The sequence below is a fragment of the Streptomyces regalis genome (assembly GCF_001509475.1).
GTDB lineage: Bacteria > Actinomycetota > Actinomycetes > Streptomycetales > Streptomycetaceae > Streptomyces > Streptomyces regalis.
The window spans coordinates 1-16,973 of the sequence record NZ_LLZG01000423.1 but is presented as its reverse complement, the minus strand read 5'-3'; the positions used below and the strand labels follow the sequence as shown (position 1 = coordinate 16,973).

General features: G+C 72.1%; 15 protein-coding genes and 2 pseudogenes. 7 read left to right on the top strand and 10 right to left on the bottom strand.

Features of this window, described 5'->3' with window-relative positions:
• Positions 1-6: 6 nt before the first annotated feature.
• The 5 genes from ADL12_RS48805 to ADL12_RS48785 form a co-directional block, all read right to left on the bottom strand.
• Positions 7-390, bottom strand: a complete 384-nt coding sequence (locus ADL12_RS48805; protein WP_062715695.1) for a luciferase domain-containing protein — start codon at positions 388-390, stop codon at positions 7-9.
• Positions 391-496: 106 nt separating this feature from the next.
• Complete coding sequence (locus ADL12_RS48800) at positions 497-1,417, bottom strand: YceI family protein (RefSeq protein ID WP_062715738.1); 921 nt, start codon at positions 1,415-1,417, stop codon at positions 497-499.
• Positions 1,418-1,475: 58 nt separating this feature from the next.
• On the bottom strand, positions 1,476-2,558 hold the full coding sequence (locus ADL12_RS48795; protein ID WP_062715694.1) for a maleylacetate reductase: 1,083 nt from the start codon (positions 2,556-2,558) through the stop codon (positions 1,476-1,478).
• Positions 2,555-3,415 carry an intradiol ring-cleavage dioxygenase gene (locus tag ADL12_RS48790; protein WP_062715693.1) on the bottom strand — a complete coding sequence of 287 codons (861 nt, stop codon included), beginning with the start codon at positions 3,413-3,415 and terminating at the stop codon, positions 2,555-2,557. Before ADL12_RS48790 ends, ADL12_RS48795 begins: the two co-directional genes overlap by 4 nt.
• Before the next feature lie 25 nt (positions 3,416-3,440).
• Entirely contained in the window at positions 3,441-5,180 is a 1,740-nt protein-coding gene (locus ADL12_RS48785; RefSeq protein WP_062715692.1) for an FAD-dependent oxidoreductase, read from the bottom strand.
• A gap of 188 nt (positions 5,181-5,368) precedes the next feature.
• Between ADL12_RS48785 and ADL12_RS48780 the strand changes: the two genes are divergently transcribed.
• A complete protein-coding gene (locus tag ADL12_RS48780; RefSeq protein WP_062715691.1) occupies positions 5,369-7,156 on the top strand; it encodes a helix-turn-helix domain-containing protein in 1,788 nt (595 codons plus the stop codon).
• A 93-nt stretch (positions 7,157-7,249) separates the two neighbouring features.
• On the opposite strand, the gene ADL12_RS48775 is transcribed toward ADL12_RS48780, so the two are convergent.
• Complete coding sequence (locus ADL12_RS48775) at positions 7,250-7,834, bottom strand: AMIN-like domain-containing (lipo)protein (protein ID WP_062715690.1); 585 nt, start codon at positions 7,832-7,834, stop codon at positions 7,250-7,252.
• Between the two features lie 196 nt (positions 7,835-8,030).
• On the opposite strand from ADL12_RS48775, the gene ADL12_RS48770 reads away from it, so the two are divergent.
• The 5 genes from ADL12_RS48770 (at position 8,031) to ADL12_RS54770 (ending at position 13,054) form a co-directional block, all read left to right on the top strand.
• On the top strand, positions 8,031-9,197 hold the full coding sequence (locus ADL12_RS48770) for an FAD-dependent oxidoreductase (protein WP_062715737.1): 1,167 nt from the start codon (positions 8,031-8,033) through the stop codon (positions 9,195-9,197).
• 158 nt (positions 9,198-9,355) lie between these two features.
• A complete protein-coding gene (locus tag ADL12_RS48765) occupies positions 9,356-11,458 on the top strand; it encodes a xanthine dehydrogenase family protein molybdopterin-binding subunit (RefSeq protein ID WP_079052698.1) in 2,103 nt (700 codons plus the stop codon).
• A 58-nt stretch (positions 11,459-11,516) separates the two neighbouring features.
• Complete coding sequence (locus tag ADL12_RS48760) at positions 11,517-11,972, top strand: (2Fe-2S)-binding protein (RefSeq protein WP_062715689.1); 456 nt, start codon at positions 11,517-11,519, stop codon at positions 11,970-11,972.
• Positions 11,973-12,017: 45 nt separating this feature from the next.
• Positions 12,018-12,884: a fructosamine kinase family protein gene (locus ADL12_RS48755; RefSeq protein WP_062715688.1), complete on the top strand. Its 867-nt coding sequence runs from the start codon at positions 12,018-12,020 to the stop codon at positions 12,882-12,884.
• Complete coding sequence (locus ADL12_RS54770; protein ID WP_159053521.1) at positions 12,881-13,054, top strand: hypothetical protein; 174 nt, start codon at positions 12,881-12,883, stop codon at positions 13,052-13,054. The genes ADL12_RS48755 and ADL12_RS54770 overlap by 4 nt, the downstream gene beginning before the upstream one ends.
• 1 nt (position 13,055) lies before the next feature.
• Here the strand turns inward: ADL12_RS54770 and ADL12_RS48750 are convergent, their stop codons facing one another.
• Both ADL12_RS48750 and ADL12_RS48745 read right to left on the bottom strand, forming a co-directional pair.
• Positions 13,056-13,919, bottom strand: a complete 864-nt coding sequence (locus ADL12_RS48750) for a hypothetical protein (protein ID WP_062715687.1) — start codon at positions 13,917-13,919, stop codon at positions 13,056-13,058.
• A gap of 90 nt (positions 13,920-14,009) precedes the next feature.
• Positions 14,010-14,763: pseudogene (locus ADL12_RS48745) on the bottom strand (helix-turn-helix transcriptional regulator).
• A 103-nt stretch (positions 14,764-14,866) separates the two neighbouring features.
• Between ADL12_RS48745 and ADL12_RS48740 the strand changes: the two are divergent.
• Entirely contained in the window at positions 14,867-15,529 is a 663-nt protein-coding gene (locus ADL12_RS48740) for an SDR family NAD(P)-dependent oxidoreductase (protein WP_062715686.1), read from the top strand.
• A gap of 30 nt (positions 15,530-15,559) precedes the next feature.
• On the opposite strand, the gene ADL12_RS48735 is transcribed toward ADL12_RS48740, so the two are convergent.
• Entirely contained in the window at positions 15,560-16,753 is a 1,194-nt protein-coding gene (locus ADL12_RS48735) for a CaiB/BaiF CoA transferase family protein (RefSeq protein WP_062715685.1), read from the bottom strand.
• Between the two features lie 94 nt (positions 16,754-16,847).
• Positions 16,848-16,973: pseudogene (locus tag ADL12_RS48730) on the bottom strand (MarR family transcriptional regulator); the annotation flags it as partial.

Here is a 16,973-nt window from a genome sequence, read left to right as displayed (position 1 = left end):
CGGGCCCTAGCCGCGGGGCAGCACCGTGACGCGATGGAAGTTGCACTCGTTCCCTGCCGGGCGCCCGGCAGGGGAGGGGCGGCTCTGATGGGCCTGCAGCGCGGCGCTGACCAGGCTCATCAGCAGATCCACATCCGTGTCGCAGTCGAGGTGGACGGTCACCCAGCCCGAGCCGGGGACCAGCCGGATCGCGGTCGAATCCCGGAGATCGTCGTGGAACCGCCGGATGGCCGGCACGGTCAGATGCAGGTCCACGTCCCGGTCGGAGTGGAAGTGCACGATCTCGCTGTGGACGGAGCGCAGTGCCCGTCCTGCGCCGCAACTGGCCGGGCCCGAGCTGAGGTCGGGCCACACTTCCAGTCGTTCCATGGCGCGCTGGGCCGGTGTCATAACCCCATAGTCACCCGATCACCGCGTCGCAACCAGAGGTTGAGCAATTCGTAACCGGTGCGTGAGGTGTCTGACAGCGGCCCGCGGCCGACTGTGAGGGCGTTGTCTAGTCCGGCGGCGTCGGGGTGTCGTGCGTGCGGTACATCGCCTGCACATCCAGCTCCAGCTGGACCGTGGGACCTACCACCGCGATCCCGCGGGCCAGCATGCTGCGCCAGTTCAGGGTGAAGTCCTCCCGGTGCAGCTCCGCCTTGGCCAGCGCCGCGCACCGCAGCTCCTCGCCGTACCCGCCGTTGACCGACCCCAGGTAGGTGGTGTCCAGTTCCACCGAGCGGCTCACTCCGTGCATGGTGAGCGAGCCGTGCAGGGTCCACTTGGCGCCGCCCCGGTAGGCGAACCGCGTGCTGGCGAAGTCGATGTACGGGTAGCGCTCGACGTTCAGGAAGTCGCCCGAACGCAGGTGGTTGTCCCGGGTGTTGTTGCCCGTCGTGATGCTGGACGCGTCGATGCGCACCGACACCTGGGACTCGGTCATGTCGGGCGCCACCCGGATACCGCCCGTGAACCGCTCGAAGCGGCCGTGGACATGGGCCATGCCGACGTGCTTGGCGATGAACCGGATCGCCGTGTGCGGCGGGTCGAACAGCCAGGTGCCGGGCGCGGGCAGTTCCAGCTGCCGGGCCGACGTCAGCTGGACGCGGGCGGCGGGCAGCGGCGGACCGGCGGCGACGTCCAGGGCCTCCCGGTGCGGTGTCAGGCCCTCGGCCGTGATCATCAGGCTGTAGCGGCCCGGGGGCAGCGCGGCGAAGAAGAGGCCGTACGGGTCCGTCGTACCGGACGCCACGACCTCGTGCGAGTCCAGCGCGGTCACGGTCACGTCGGCGCCGCGCATCGGCAGCCCCACCGGGTCCACGACCTCGCGGCCCACGACTCCCGCGCCGGCCGGCACGGGCAACGGCACACCCGGCGCTCCTCGGGAGCGTCGACTCCCTCGGGAGTTTCGACTCCTGAGCAGACGGAGGGGCATGGCGATCACCTTTCTTCCGACTCTTCCGACGTGGGGGGCTTCGAGGGGGTGGCTGGTGTCAGCGGGCGGCCGCGGTCGGCGGTACGCCCTCGTACGCCGCCCGCAGCAGGGCGAGCACGCCGTCGGCCGTGACCGGGCGGGGGTTGGCATACGCCTCGCCCGCGGTCTGTGCGGCGGCAGTCACCAAGTCGGCCTCGCCGAGGCCCAGTTCGGCGAGTGAGCGGGGCGCGCCGAGGCGTCCGGCCAGTTCCCACAGGGCGGTCGGCGCATCGGCCGCGTCCAGGGCACGGGCCACGGCGGCCGCCGCCTCCGGAGCGGCGGGGGCGTTGTGGGCCAGGGCGTACGGCAGCACCACCGTGTGCGTCTCGGCGTGCGGCAGCCCGAAGGTGCCGCCCAGGACATGGCACAGCTTGTGGTGCAGGCCCATGGTGGTGGCGCCCAGGCAGGACCCGCACAGCCAGGCCCCATACAGGGCGCGACCGCGGGCATCGAGGGACGCCGGCTCCTCGGCCACCGCCGGGAGCGCCCGCGCCATCGCCCGTACGCCCTCCTCGGCCATCAGCGCCACGAGGGGAGAGGTGTCGGGGGCGTACAGGGCCTCGACGGCGTGCGCGACGGCGTTGACGCCGCTGGTCACGGAGAGCGGTACGGGCAGGGAGAGGGTGATTTCGGGGTCGTAGACCACGCTGCGGGGCAGCACCTTCGGGTCGCGGCCGGTCCGCTTGACGCCGTGCTCGGTCAGGCCCCAGACCGGGGTCATCTCCGAGCCGGAGTACGTGGAGGGCACCGCGATGAGCGGCAGGCCGGTGCGCAGCGCGATCGCCTTGCCCAGCCCGATCGACGATCCGCCGCCGACCGCCACGCAGCCGTCGGCGCCCGCCGCGCGAGCCGCCTGGACGGCGACGTCGGCGACCTCGACGGGCACATGCATCCGGGCCCGGTCGTGCACCCCGACACACACCGGGCCGAGCGCGTCCGCGACCGCCCGCGCGGTGTCCGCGCCCCGCGTCCCGCACACCACGAGCACCCGTCGCAGCCCGAGCCGCCCGGCCTCGCCCGGCGTCGCGGACACCGCCGCGCCGGGCCGGAAGACGACCCGCACGGGCCGGGCCTCGTAGGAGAAGTCGAGGACGCCCTTCACGCGCGCTCCAGCACGAGGTCGAAGCGGGCGTGCCGGAAGGGGTTCGCCACGCCGAACTCCCGTGCCGCCGACCGGTCGTCGACCGAGGCGAATTCCGTGACCAGGCCCGGTTTGACGGCGAACACCGCGTCCGAGTCCAGGTAGTCGCTCCCCGCCACGAAGATGTGCGTGGTCACCGGCGTGTGCCCGTCGGCGGAGGCGATGAAGTGGATGTGCGCGGGCCGGTAGGGATGCCGCCCGGTGGCCTCCAGCAGCCCGCCGACCGGTCCGTCCGTCGGGATCGGGTACGGGCTCGGGACGCACGTACGGAACCAGAACCGTCCCTCGTCGTCCGCGGTGAACAGGCCGCGACCGTTGCCCGGAGGCTGCACGTCCGGCTGCTGCACGTCGTAGAAGCCGTTCCCGTCGGCCTGCCACACGTCGACGGCCGCGCCGGGCAGCGGGCCGCCGTCCCGGGACAGCACCCGCCCGCTCACCACGCACGGCTCGCCGCCGCCCACCAGGTCGATGTTCGCGCCGAGCTCGCGCACCGGCGAGGCGGTCATGTGGAACGGGCCCAGGACCGTCGACTCGGTGGCGCCGGGGCCGTGCCGGTCGTTGATCGTCTCCACGAGCATCGACAGGCCGAGCACGTCCGACAGCAGGATGAACTCCTGCCGGGTGTCCGTGCACATCTGCCCGGTCGCCGTCAGGAACCCGATCGCCCGCTCCCACTCCTCCTGCGTCAGCCGCGTCTCGCGCGCGAAGGCATGCAGATGCCGGACCAGCCCGGTCAGCAGTTCCCGCAGCCGCGGATCGTCCGTGCCCCGCAGACCGGCGACCACCTCGTCCGTGACCGTCGTGTCGTCGCCGCCCATGCCGGCTCCTTCCTGGGCGCTCATCTCAACCGTGCCCGAGAATCCGCCGCAGCGCTTGTGTGAGCGAGCGTTCGGCGTCCTCGGCCGCGCCGGCGTGCCGGAACGCCACATACCCGTCGGGGCGTACGAGGAGAGCACCCCCGTCGGAGATCTCGCTGAGGTCCGCCCAGTCGCCGTACGGGTCCTCGTACTCCTGGCCCGGCCCGATGACGACCGTGGCGATGTCGAGGGGCTGGGCCTCGGCGGCCCGCACCCACGCCTCGCCGCCGATGCCGGTGAGCAGCGTGAAGCGGCCCTTGCCGACGGTGTCGAGGGTGGACAGGGTCCGGGTCCCGGAGGTGATCCAGGCGTGCGGGAGCTTGGCGCCGGGACGGGAGGTGGGCCGGTGGTGCAGTTCGGGGTCGCGGGTGTAGGCGGGGTCGGGCGTGCCGTCGGGGACGACCGCGTCGGAGGCGTAGCGCTGGTTGAGGTCGACGCCGTGCGCGTTGAACTCGTACACCTTGAAGGCGATCGCCTCGCGCAGCGCGGCCCGCTGCTTGGCGGCCGCCTCGGTGGCGTCCTTGCGGGCGGCGATGTTGGCCCACAGCTGCTCGGGCGTCTGCGGTGAGAGCCCGTCGAGCGCCTCGAAGATCGGGGCGGTCTCGGCGATGGACTTGTTGGCGCGGGTCACGATCTGCTTGCCGACCGGGGCGCGCTCCACGGTGTAGGTGTCGAGGAGGCTGGGCGAGGCGACGCCGTCGAGGACGAGCTTCAGCTTCCAGGCCAGGTTGTAGGAGTCCTGGATGGAGGTGTTGGAGCCGAGTCCGTTGGACGGCGGGTGGCGGTGCACGGCGTCACCGGCGCAGAAGACACGGCCGTTGGCGTATGTCTCGGCGTACATCTCGTTGACCGTCCACGCCGAGGACGACTTGATGGTCACCGGTATCTCGTCGTCGCCGACCAGCTGCCGTACGACGGACAGCGCGTACTCCTCGGTGAGGTCGGGGGCGCCCGCGCTCACGTCGTAGCCCCACACGATCAGCCACTCGTTCCAGGGCCGCACGCAGCGCACCAGCCCCGCGCCGATACCGCCGACCGTGGCGCCGGGCGCCAGCACCCAATAGAGGGTGGAGGGGCGGTGCGCGGTGTACTTGCTCAGGTCCGCATCGAAGACGATGTTGATGCTGCCCGCGACACCCATCTGACCGCCCATCGGCAGCCCGGCGTCCTCGGCGACCTTGGACCGGCCGCCGTCGGCGCCGATCAGGTACTTCGCGCGGATGGTGTACTCGTCGCCGCGCAGCCGGTCCTCGACGGTTGCCGTGACGCCGGCCTTGTCCTGGACGAAGGACTTGTAGACCGTGCTGAAGCGGAAGTCGGTGCCGCGGGCGATCGCCGCGTTCACCAGCACCGGCTCCATCAGATGCTGCGGCATGTCGCACATGCGGGTCGGACTGGCCAGTTCGTGCGCTGCCTGCACGAGCGGGTCGTTGCCCCAGGAACGCACCCGGCCCAGCTCCTCACCGGCCAGGCTGGTGCAGAAGGTCGTGTTCCCCATCAGGTGCTGGGGCGTCGCCTTGGCGATCACCTCATCCTCCACACCCAGGTCGCGCAGCACCTCCATGGTCCGCTGGTTGGTGATGTGCGCGCGGGGCGTGTCGGCGAGGCTCGCGTACCGGGTGACGACCATGTTGCGTACGCCGTAGGTGCTCAGGGCGAGCGCGGCCGAGGCGCCCGCCGGGCCGCTGCCCACGATCAGTACGTCGGTCTCGACAACGGTGTGCACGACAGAACGCTCCAGGAGATCAAGACAGGAGATGAGACAGGGGATCAGACAGGGGAGATGGGATCGGGAGCTGGGTACAGACTCCGACCCTTCAAGATCATGGAGTGGTGCGGCCGGTCGTGGGTGTCTCAATACGAGACAACCCACCCTCGCTGCGCGTGTGACGCCCGGATACGGTGAGGAGCGCCATGACCACCGCCGAACATCCTCCTGCCCTCACCCCCCTCCGCCATGCGCGCGAACGGTTCCTGACGGGGCGCCCGCTCCCGGACGGCGTGCCGGACGACGTCGTCGCGGCCTGGCGACGCGCCCGATTCTTCGGGGTACGGCCCGATCTCGACGGCCCGGTACGGGAGTTGGCTCAGCCGGTGGACTCGCCCCTGCTGGCGGCGGCGCGTCCCGTGCTCACCCGTATCGCCCCGGCCCTCGACGCCGGACGGTCGGCCCTCGTCCTCACCGACGAGCGGCTGAGGGTGCTGTGGTCGGCCGGCAGCGCGCCCGGCGACGACGCGTGCCGCGACCTGTCCGAGCGGGAGGTCGGCCACAACAGCGCCGCGCTCGCCCTGCGCACCCGGCGCCGGGCCGAGGTGCACGGCCCCGAGCACTTCCTCGACGTGTGGCAGGACGTCTCCGCGGTCAGCGTGCCGCTGCTCTCCCCGGAGACGGGACAGGCGCTCGGCACCGTGACGGTTGCCTCCGGCCTGTGCGCAGACTCCCGGCCGCACCCCGGCGCCGCCCTCGCCGAGGCGGCCGCCACGGCGGTGGAGGCGGAACTGCGGGCAAGCGCGCGTACCGCGGAACGGGCGCTGCTCGACGCGTACGAGCGGGCCGCGCGGGGGCGCGAGCGGGCGGTCGTCGCGCTGGACGGCCGTAACCGCCTGGTCAGCGAGGCGGCGGCACGCCTTGCCTCGCCGCAGGTGCTGGAGGCGCTGGAGCGGGGCACGCGGGCGTGGGGGAGGGGAAGCGGGACGGCGGCCGGTGAGTCGTACGAGATCCCGCTTCCCGAGGACGCCGGGTGCACCGTCGAGATCACTCCGGTACGGCATGAGGGCCGCGCCGTCGGCCTGGTCGCCGTGCTCGCGCCACGTCCCGTGGAGTCGGCGCCGTCGCTGCCGCGGCGGGCGGGAGTGCTCGTGGGGAGGTCGGTGCCGTGGCGGCACATGGTCGCGCAGGCGACGACCTTGGCCCGTACGGCGGGACCCCTGCTCGTCGTGGGAGAGCGCGGAACGGGCAAGACCATGCTCGCCCTCGAACTGCTCGACGGCACGGACCCGTTGGTCGTGGACGCCGCCGAATCACCGGAACTCGGCCTCCAGAACGACGAGCGCAGCGAGATGGGGGTCCCCCTGCCCGAAGGCTGGGGGAGGGCCCGCGACCGCCCTCTGCTCCTTCGCCACGCCGAGCGGCTGGCCCAGCCGGACGTCGCCGCCCTCAACTCCCTCCTCGACGAGCGCCCCGACGCCCACCTGGTCGCCACCTACACCCCCGGCTCCTCGCCGGGCCCCTGCCTGCAGCGCCTCCTCGACACCCTCGCGGCCCGCTCGGTGACCCTGCCCGCCCTGCGGGAACGCACCGAGGACATCAGGGAGTTGCTCCCCGCCCTCGCGCCCGCGCCGGCACCCGGCAGCCCGCCGCTGACCTGGACACTGGACGCCCTGCGGGCGCTGGAGCAGCATCCCTGGCCCGGGAACGTCACCGAACTCGCCCACCTCGTCCGGGCGTTGGCGAGTCAGCGGCGGGTCTCCGGGCCGGTGCGGCGCAGTGAACTGCCGGACCCCGTCCGGGAGGGCCCCGCCGGGCGCAACCTCAGCCCGATGGAGCTCGCCGAGCGGGCCGCGATCCTGGAGGCGCTGCGCCGCCACGGCGGCAACAAGGCACGCGCCGCGGCGGCGTTGGGGATCGCCCGGGCCACCCTGTACCGGAAGCTGCGGGGGTATCAGGGGCGGGATGCCTCGATCGCCCAGAAGTCGTCCTGATCGCCCAGAAGTCGTCCTGATCGCCCCGCAGCCCTGATCACCCCTGAGCCCCGATCACCCCGCAGTCTTGATCACCTCCAAGCCCTGAGGGCCTCAGGGCGCCCCCGTCCAGTTGTGCGCCACGTCGACCACGACCCGGTCGGTCGCCACCCACACCCGGAACGGCAGTCGTGCCCGGACGCCGAGCCCGATCTGCGTGTCCCCTTCGAAGCTGCCGGCGAACCGTGCGTCCCTGAAGGTGCGGTAGCCCGTGAGATCCACGCCCTTCAGGCGCTGACCGGCGCGCACCGGATACGTGGGCTGCCCGGTCTCGGGGTCGTAGGCGGGGGCGGCCACCCGCACCTCGAGGACGGCTCCGCCGCCGACGGGGATGTAGTTGCCCGAGCCGTCCTGGTAGAGGCGGCTGACGTACCTGACGGAGTAGCCGAGGCCGCTGGTGCCCGCGCCGGGGACGTCGACGACCATGCGGTCGAAGCAGGTGTGCCGGCCGGTCCTGATGTTCGTCACCGACTCCAGAGTGGCGGCGGAGCGGGTCTTGGCCAGACTGCCCCAGCCGGTGGGGCAGGCCGTGGTCTGGGCGGTGGTGGCCGTCGTGGCATCGGCCGGGACCGCCGCCACACCCAGCGTGGCGGCCATGAGCGCTACTGTCGTCGCCCATGCGGTTCTGTTTCGTCCCATTGCGTCCCCTAGAAGGGTGTTGTGTCTGATATTAGGCAAGACACTCGGGTTGGCGGAATGGTTGCACCGTTCCGGAGTTCGTCGATCCGGGCTGTACAACGATCGGCGGCTCGCGCGGGAACCCGTGCCGGAGCCGGGACGTTCCACGAAGGACGGCTACTGCTCGCGGGGGCGGCGCGCGAACCAGGGGGGCGATGTGACGCGGTTGATCGTCGTAGGGGGTGGGATCGCCGGTGCCGGAGCGGCTCTTGCCCTGCACAAGGCCGGATTCGACGTCGCCGTGTACGAGGCGCACCCCGACTCCGCCGAGGACATCGGCGCGTTCCTCACGCTCGCGAGCAACGGCATGCGCGCCCTGGCGCAGGTCGACTCCTCAGCGGCGGTCACCGCGATCGGCTTCCCGCTGACCTCGATGCGGGTCCTCGACGACACGGGCGCCGAGGTGGCCCACGTACCGCTCGGGGAGGCCGGTACGCCGCATCTTCAGTACCGGTGCCTGCGGCGCGGCGACCTCAACGCCGCCCTGCAGACCGAAGTCACCCGCCGGGGCATCGTCATCCGGCACGGCGCCCGCCTCGCGTCGGTCGAGGACGGCCCGCACGGCGTCACTGCCCACTTCGCCGACGGCAGCACGGCGACCGGCGACCTGCTCATCGGGGCCGACGGCCTGAACTCCACCGTCCGCCGACTGATCGCCCCCGATGCGCGCCCGGGTTATGCCGGGCAGTACGTCTTCTACGGCTACACCGGCGCCGCCCCCGGGGCAGGCGCGGGCGACACCATCACCATGGTGCGCGGCAGCACCGTCGCCTTCGGGTACGCGGTGTCGCCCGAGGGGGAGGCGTACTGGTTCGCGCGTGTTTCCGACGCCCCCTTGGCCGCCGGCGACCTCGCGCACGGCACCCCCGCCCGATGGCGCGACCTGCTGCTGCCGCTGCTCCGCAAGGACTCCACCCCCGCCGCGGACCTCGTCGCGGCCACTCCCGACCACCTCATGGTCACCAACGCCACCGAACTCCCCACCGGGACGCCTTGGCGCTCCGCCCGGACCCTGGTCATCGGCGACGCGGCCCACGCGGCGTCCCCCGCCACCGGGCAGGGCGCCTCGATGGCGCTGGAGGACGCCGTCGTCCTCGCCAAGTCCCTGCGCGACGCGCCGGACACCGAAGCCGCGCTCTCCCTCTACGAGACACTCCGCCGCCCCCGCGTGGAACACAACATCACCGTCAGCGGCAACATCTCCCGCGGCACCCACACCCCCTCGGGCCCCGGCCCCCGAGGCGCGGGTGCGAACCGGCCGGGCGACGACGAGCTCATACAGCACCTGGAGTGGGGCACCGACCTCTGGCAACTCGCGCCGTAAACCGATGCCATAAGTCGATGCCGTGAATCGATGCGGTGAATCGATGGAGTGACCAACCGGCGCAACCCCGGAGTGCATCGGCCCCTCATACAGATCGAACCAGCCCGGTTCGCGGAGAGGAGTGTCTGTTGGCCAGTCAGTTGTCCCGCCGCCAGTTCGTGGTCTACTCGGTCGCGGCGACCACCCTGACCGTCGCGGCACCGCTCGGCTGCGACGCCGCGACCGCGCAGGGCGCCGAGGAAACCGCGGACGGGGTCGGCCGTAGACCGTCCGACGTGCTGGTCACCGGCACCGACGCGGAGATGCTGGTCCTGGAGGTCACCCCGGCCAACAGGGTCGTCGTACGGCTGCCGCGCGTCGAGGTCGGCCAGGGCGTCACCACCGCCGTCGCCATGATGATCGCCGAGGAACTGGACGCCCGGCTCGCCGACATCGACATCCCGCTCGCGGACGCCCGCAACGAGGGCAACCAGTTCACCGGCGGCTCCAACTCGGTCAGTTCGCTGTACGGACCGGCCCGGCAGTTGGCCGCCACCGCCCGCGCCAAGCTCATCACCGCGGCCGCCCGGCAGTGGCACGTCCCCGCGCGGACCCTGCGCACCCGGGGCACCAGAGTCTTCGCGCCGAACGGACGCAGCGCCACCTTCGGTTCGCTGACCAGGAGCGCCGCCCGGATCACCCGGCCGGCCGTGTCGACCCGGCCCAAACCGGCGTCCAAGCACGGGGTGATCGGACGGCCGACCACCCGCATCGACGCCCGCGACATCATCACCGGCAAGGCCAAGTACACCGGCGACCTCACGGTGGCCGACGCGAAGCCGACGGTCGTGGCCCGGCCGCCGACCCTCGGCGGGAAGGTCGTCTCGGTCGACTCCCGGGCCGCCCGCGCCCTGCCCGGCGTCCATGCGGTCGTCCAGATCGACGACGGTGTCGCCGTGGTCGCGGAGACCTTCCACCATGCCTTCCAGGCCCGGGAGGCCCTCCGGATCAAGTGGGCGCCGGGACCGCTGGCGAACCTCTCCGACACCCAGATCCGCTCCCGGCTGCGTGCCGCTGTCCCGAAGCTGGGGAACCCGCCGAGCGGATCCGCGCAGACCGAGGCCGAGTTCGAGTTCGCCTTCGTCAGCCATGCGCCGATGGAGGTGCTCACAGCCGTGGCGGACGTACGCGCACAGCGGGCCGAGATCTGGTTCTCCTCCCAGACGCCGCAGTCGGCGCGTGAGGAGATCGCCTCGCTGACCGGCCTGCCGGTGTCGAAGGTCCGGGTCCATGTCCTGCGCGGCGGCGGCTCGTTCGGGCGCCGCCTGAACCACGACGCCGCGATCGAGGCGGCCCAGATCTCCAAGAAGGCGGGCCGGCCGGTGAAGCTGATGTGGAGCCGGGCCGACGACATCCGGCACGGCAGGATGCGCCCGGCCACCCACCACCGGATCCGGGCCAGCCATGCCCGGGGCAGGGTGGTGGCCTTCGCCCACGCGACGGCCTCGGTCAGCGAGTCCTTCGAGAAGCAGGGGCTGTCCACTCAGGGCGGCGTGCGCTCCGCCGTACGTGCCCCCGCGGCGGCCCCACTCCCCAGCGACAGCGGCCTCTACAACTTCGGCCGCCTCTCCGGCGACTCGGGCTCGGTCGACCTCGCGATCCCCCTCGGCGCCTGGCGCTCCGTGGACTCCGGCACCGTGCGCACCGCCGAGGAGATCGTCGTCGACGAGGTCGCCCGCAGCCTCGGCAAGGACCCGGTCGCCTTCCGCCGTACGACACTGCGGAGCAAGACCGTCAAAGCCGTACTGGACAAGGTCGCGGCCGCCGGGAAGTGGGGCCGGAGCATGCCGCAGGGGCACGCCCAGGGCGTCGCCGTCCACGAGGAGTACGACTCCTGTGTGGCCTGCCTCGTCGAGATCGACGCCGTCGATCCGAAGAACCCCAGAGTGACCAAGGTGGTGATGGCGGCCGACGTCGGAACGGCCGTCAATCCGCGCGGACTCGAGGCCCAGCTCATGGGCACCGCTGTCGACGGGATCTCCACCATCCTGAGCGCCGGCCTGCACATCGACCGGGGCGCCGTCCGCGAGAGCAGCTTCGCCGACTTCCACTACGCCCGTCAGCGGCACGCCCCGCAGCAGTTCGAGGCGCACATCATGCCCTCCCGGCGCGACCCCGGCGGTGCCGGCGAACTCGGCGTCCCGGCCGCGGCCGGCGCCGTCGCCAACGCCTACGCCCGGGCCACCGGCACCAAGCCGCGCCGCTTCCCCCTCGACTTCTGAAGCACCCTCGACTTCTGAGCCACCTTCGACTTCTGAGCCACCTTTCGAGAAGGTACCGATGCCGTCCTACTCCTTCACCCTCAACGGGAAGCGCGTCACCGTCGAGGCACCCGCCGACATGCCCCTGCTGTGGGTGCTGCGCGATCTGCTGAACGTCACCGGCCCCAAGTACGGCTGCGGGGTGGGCGCCTGCCGCGCCTGCACCAGCCATCTCGACGGCGACGAGATCCAGCCCTGCGTCGTCCCGGTCGCCGACTGCGCCGGCCGCAAGGTCACCACCATCGAGGGCCTGGCCGACGGCGACAAGCTCCACCCCGTCCAACAGGCCTGGCTCGACTGCGACGTCGCCCAGTGCGGCTTCTGCCAGCCGGGCCAGATCATGGCCACGGCCGCCCTGCTGAAGAAGACGCCCCGGCCGACGGACGCCGACATCGACCGGATCGAGAACGTCTGCCGCTGCGGCACCTACTCGCGGATCCGCGAGGCGATCAAGAAGGCCGCCGCCGATGGTTGACCAAGTGACTTCAGTACGGCCGAAGGCCCCCGTACCCTGATCGCCGTGCACAACTCCTGCGAGGGCCCGGGGGCCACGGCGGCGCGGTTCACCGGGCTTGCGGTGACCGGCGAGCGACAGCTCTCCGGGGCGCTCGCCGAAGTCACCCTCGACGGTGGCCGAGTGGTGATGGTCAAGCGCGGCGACGGCCACCGTGCCGCCCAGGCCGAGGCGGCGGGACTGCGCTGGCTGGCCGACGCCCAGGCCGTCCGTATCCCGACCGTGCACGGCCACGACGGGCAGTGGCTGGTCACCGACCGCGTGGCGACCGGCCGACCCGGCGCCGACGCGGCGGAACACCTCGGCCGCGACCTGGCCGCCCTGCACGCCGCCGGCGCACCCGCGTTCGGTGCCCCACCGCCCGGCGGCCCCGAAGACGCGTACATCGGGCTCGCACCGATGCGCAACGTCACCGGCCCCGACTGGCCCGGCTGGTACGCCGAGCACCGGGTACTGCCGTATCTGCGTCGCGCGGTCGACGACGGCACGGTCCGCGGCGCGGAGGCGCCCTTGATCGAGCGGGTCTGCGAGCGGCTCCCCGAACTGGCGGGACCTGCCGAGCCGCCCGCCCGGCTGCACGGCGACCTCTGGAACGGCAACGTCCTGTGGGGCGCCGACGGGCACGCCTGGCTGATCGACCCGGCCGCGCACGGCGGTCACCGTGAGACCGACCTGGCCATGCTCCACCTCTTCGGCTGCCCCCACCTGGACCGGATCCTGGACGGCTACCAGCAGGCCGCCCCCCTCGCCGCCGGCTGGACCGACCGCATCGCCCTGCACCAACTGTTCCCGCTCCTGGTGCACGCCGTGCTCTTCGGCCGCGGCTACGCCGAACAGGCCCTCACGGCGGCCAGGGCGGCCTTGGCGGGGTGACCCGCCCGGGCGCCGCGAACTTCGCGAGCAGCTTCCCGCGCATGCTGCGCGGCGACATCGCAGAACGGCTGCTGTACGACCTCACCGACGACATCGCCGCCGTACCCGGCCTGAAGGTGGAAGTACCGCTCGGGCCCTGGGATGTGAAGGTCCTTCTGCAGGACCAGTGACTCAGTCGGTGCCGCGCACGGGACGGCCCGTGAACGCGTCCAGCAGGATCCGGTCGCCGAGTGGGCGGTCCAGCTTGACCGTCACCTTCTTGGCGAGCAGCTCGAGCGTGCAGACACCGTCGCTCGTTCCGACGATGTAGCCGGACAGGACCACGCTGCCGTCTGTCTCCAGCACGTCCACGGCGGGGCCGTCGTCGCATGCCCCGTGGTGGGCCAGCACGGTGACGGAACGGCCGTCCTCGGTAACCTCGACCAGCTTGTTGAGTTCCCACAGATCGGCGCTGACCTGGTCGACCGGTCCGATGGGCGGCTTGGGCGGCTTGGAGGGGTCGAGGGCGACCCGCTTGAGCGGGGTGTCGTAGCCCTCGAGGGTGAACAGCCAGACCGGGACAGTGGCCGGACCGCGACTGGTGGCCAGCGTCGTCTCGCTCAGCTTTGCTCCGGTCACGGTAAGGCGCGGCCCGGGGGAGTCGTTGGTGTCCAGCTTCTCGTACGCCTCCCGCGCGTCCATGAGGGGCAGCGTGAGCGAGTCACCGTCCTGCCATGTCACCTTCGCGTCCTTCCTCGGGGTCTCGGGGAGGTCGCCGCGCAGCACGAAGTTCTCGCTGATGAACGCCTCCTTGTCGGCCTCGTTGTGAAAGGCGTCCTCGGGCGGTTGCACCGGGTCGGCGATCGGGTAGTAGCCCTCGCGCCAGATCTCGGCGGCCGGTGAGCCGTCCCAGGCCTTGGCGACCTTGAGGGCGCGCGGCCCGGTGTCCGGCGCCGGCTCGGATTCACCGGCGTCTGCCGCGCCGGCGCCGCAGCCGGCGGCGAGCAGGCCGAGCACGGTCAGCAACTGGACGGTGCGTGAGGTGGTCGTACGCATGGATCCCCCGAACGGACGGCGATGGGCACGGGAGGAGCGGTGCCGTGACCGCCCCGACACTGTGACGCACGCGGGGCACGTCGCGTTCGGTCACACCAGGGACTGGGTGCCGAATACGGCGAGCAGCGCGAGGCGTTCCGCGTCCTCGGTGCCGGGTTCGGCTGTGTAGACGATCAGGCGCAGGTCGCTGCCCGCCACGCCGAGGATGTCGCAGTCCAGGGTCAGAGGGCCGACCTGTGAGTAACTCCGCGACCAGGTTCTGCAGTTGAGGATCGGACGGATACCGGCTCACGGTCGCGCGCAGGTCGGCGACGATTCCGGCCTCGAACGCTCGCCTCTCGTCCGGCGTCTGGCGCACCCGGCCGGCCGGGCCGAGGAAGGCGCGCCACACACCGTTGCGTTCGAAGCCGCGCCGGCCGGAGGGGTCGCCCATCAGCGCGGCGTACTGCGGATTGGCCAGGAGCAGTGTCCAGGCCGCGTCGTAGACCCCGACGGGCGTGCCGTTCAGCCGGTCCAGCAGGCGCTGCACGCTCGGCGTGATGTACGCGGGGACGGTTTCGGGGCCGGGCGGCACCAGGCCGGCCAGCCGAAACAGATGCGCGCGCTCATCCGCGGACAGCCGCAGCGCCCGCGCCAGGGCCTCGACGATCTGCCCGGACGGATTGCTCGCCCGGCCCTGTTCGAGACGGGTGACGTAGTCGGCGGAGATCCCGGCCAGCAGCGCCAGCTCCTCACGGCGCAGCCCGACCGCACGCCGATACCCGCCCGTCGGCAGGCCCGCCGACTCGGCCGGGATCCGGTCGCGCCAGCGGCGCAGGGCCTGTCCGAGTTCCGTCGCCGTCATGCACCCAGTGAAACACCGTCCGGCAGGCGTCTTCCTGGTACCAGCAGTCCCAGGAAGATGCGACGTCTGGCTGCGGGCCTCGCCGCGCCGGAACCTGGACGCCATGACGACAACACTCATCACCGGAGCGAACAAGGGACTCGGCTTCGAGACCGCCCGTCGGCTCGTCGAAGCAGGCCACACCGACGAGCTCGGCGCCCGGTTCGTCCAGCTCGACGTCACCGACGACGCCTGCGTCCAGGCCGCCGTGAAGACCGTCGAGGCCGAGGGCGGGCTCGACGTACTGGTCAACAACGCCGGCATCGAGGTGCGGGGCGAGAACAACAGCATCCCCCCTGCCGTGGACACCACCGCCGACGAGATGCGAACGGTGTTCGAGACGAACGTCTTCGGCGTCGTCCGCGTCACCCACGCCTTCCTGCCGCTGCTCCAGCGGTCCGAGGCCCCCGTCGTGGTGAACGTGAGCAGCGGCCTGGCCTCGCTGTCCCGGCTCTCCGACCCGGACTCACCGGCCCACTTCTACCAGGCCGTCGCCTACCCGACCTCGAAGACGGCGGTCAACATGATCACCGTGCAGTACGCGAAGGCGTTCCCGAACATGCGGATCAACGCCGTCGAGCCCGGCTTCACCGCCACGGACCTCAACGGGCTGAGCGGCACCCAGACCGTGGAGGAAGGCGCCGAGATCATCGTCCGCATGGCACGGGTCGGTCCCGACGGCCCGACCGGCGGCTATGTCGACGTCGACGGACCCCTCGCCTGGTGACGTCCGGCCGTCGAGGCTCTCGCGCCCCTCTCAGATGACGGTGTTGGCGCGCAGGGCCTCGATCTCCTCGTCCGTACGGCCGAGTTCGGCAAGGATCGCCTCGGTGTGCTCGCCCGCCGCCGGCACCGGCTCCATGCGCGCGGGCAGTCCCGCGAGGTCGGCCGGGGGCAGCAGGGCCTGCACCGTCGCGCCACCGGGCACGGCCACGTCGCGCCAGCGGTCGCGGGCGGCGAGGACCGGGTGGTCCAGGAAGGCGGCCACGTCGTTGACTCCGGCGCAGGCGATGTTGACGGACTCGAGGTCCTTGAGGATCTCCTCGGCGCCGGAGCGGGCGCAGCGCTCGGCGACAACGGCATTGAGTTCGTCGCGGTGGGCCACGCGGGCGGAGCTCGTGGCGAAGCGCGGGTCGTCCGTCAGTTCGGGCCGGCCCAGGAACTCCCCGCACAGGACGGCCCACTCGCGCTCGTTCTGGATGGAGAACAGCACCTCCCTGCCGTCGGCGGCCGTGAAGGCTCCGTACGGCGCGAGGGTGGGGTGCTGGGTGCCCAGCCGTGGCGGCTGGTCGCCGCCGTACCGGGTGTAGTAGGCGGGCTGGCCCATCCACTCCGCCAGCGCCTCGAACAGGGACACCTCCACCGGGTGGGCCGCACCCGTGGTGGCGCGCGTGAACAGGGCGGTGAGGATGCCGCTGTAGGCGTACATCCCGGCGGCGATGTCGGCGACGGAGATGCCGACCCGCGCGGTCTCGTCGGGCGTCCCGGTCAGCGACACCAGGCCGGTCTGGCACTGCACCAGCAGGTCGTACGACTTCCGGTCGGCCCACGGCCCGGACGTGCCGTACCCGGAGATCGTGCACGGGATCAGCCGCGGCCACCGCTCCCCGAGCGCCTCGACACCCAGACCGAGGCGGTCGGCGGCGCCCGGCGCCAGGTTCTGCACGAACACGTCGGCGCCGTCGAGGAGTCGGTGCAGGATCTCGCGGCCACGGGGATCCTTGAGGTCCAGCGTGAGGGACTCCTTGGACCGGTTGAGCCACACGAAATAGCTGGAGTGACCGTGCACCGTCGTGTCGTACCGGCGGGCGAAGTCGCCACCCCCGGGCCGCTCGACCTTGATCACGCGCGCCCCGAGGTCGGCGAGCTGCCGGGTGGCGTACGGGGCGGCCACGGCCTGCTCCAGGCTGACCACGGTGATGCCGGACAAGGGGAGGTGTGGCGCGCTCATAGGGGCCATGTGTACGGCCACAACGGAGATCGCGTCAATGGGCGCATGTCGGTGCATCCCTTGCACGTGCGGGCTGTGCTTGGGGTGCGCGACCTCAGACGGGCACGCGAAGCGTCTCCACGGCCCGGACCAGCGGGGCCAGTTCGGGATTTTTCGCGGCCTCGTCGAGGGCGTTGCGCAGGGCTGTGTCGTTGGTCGGCCGTGCTTCTTCGAGGAGTTT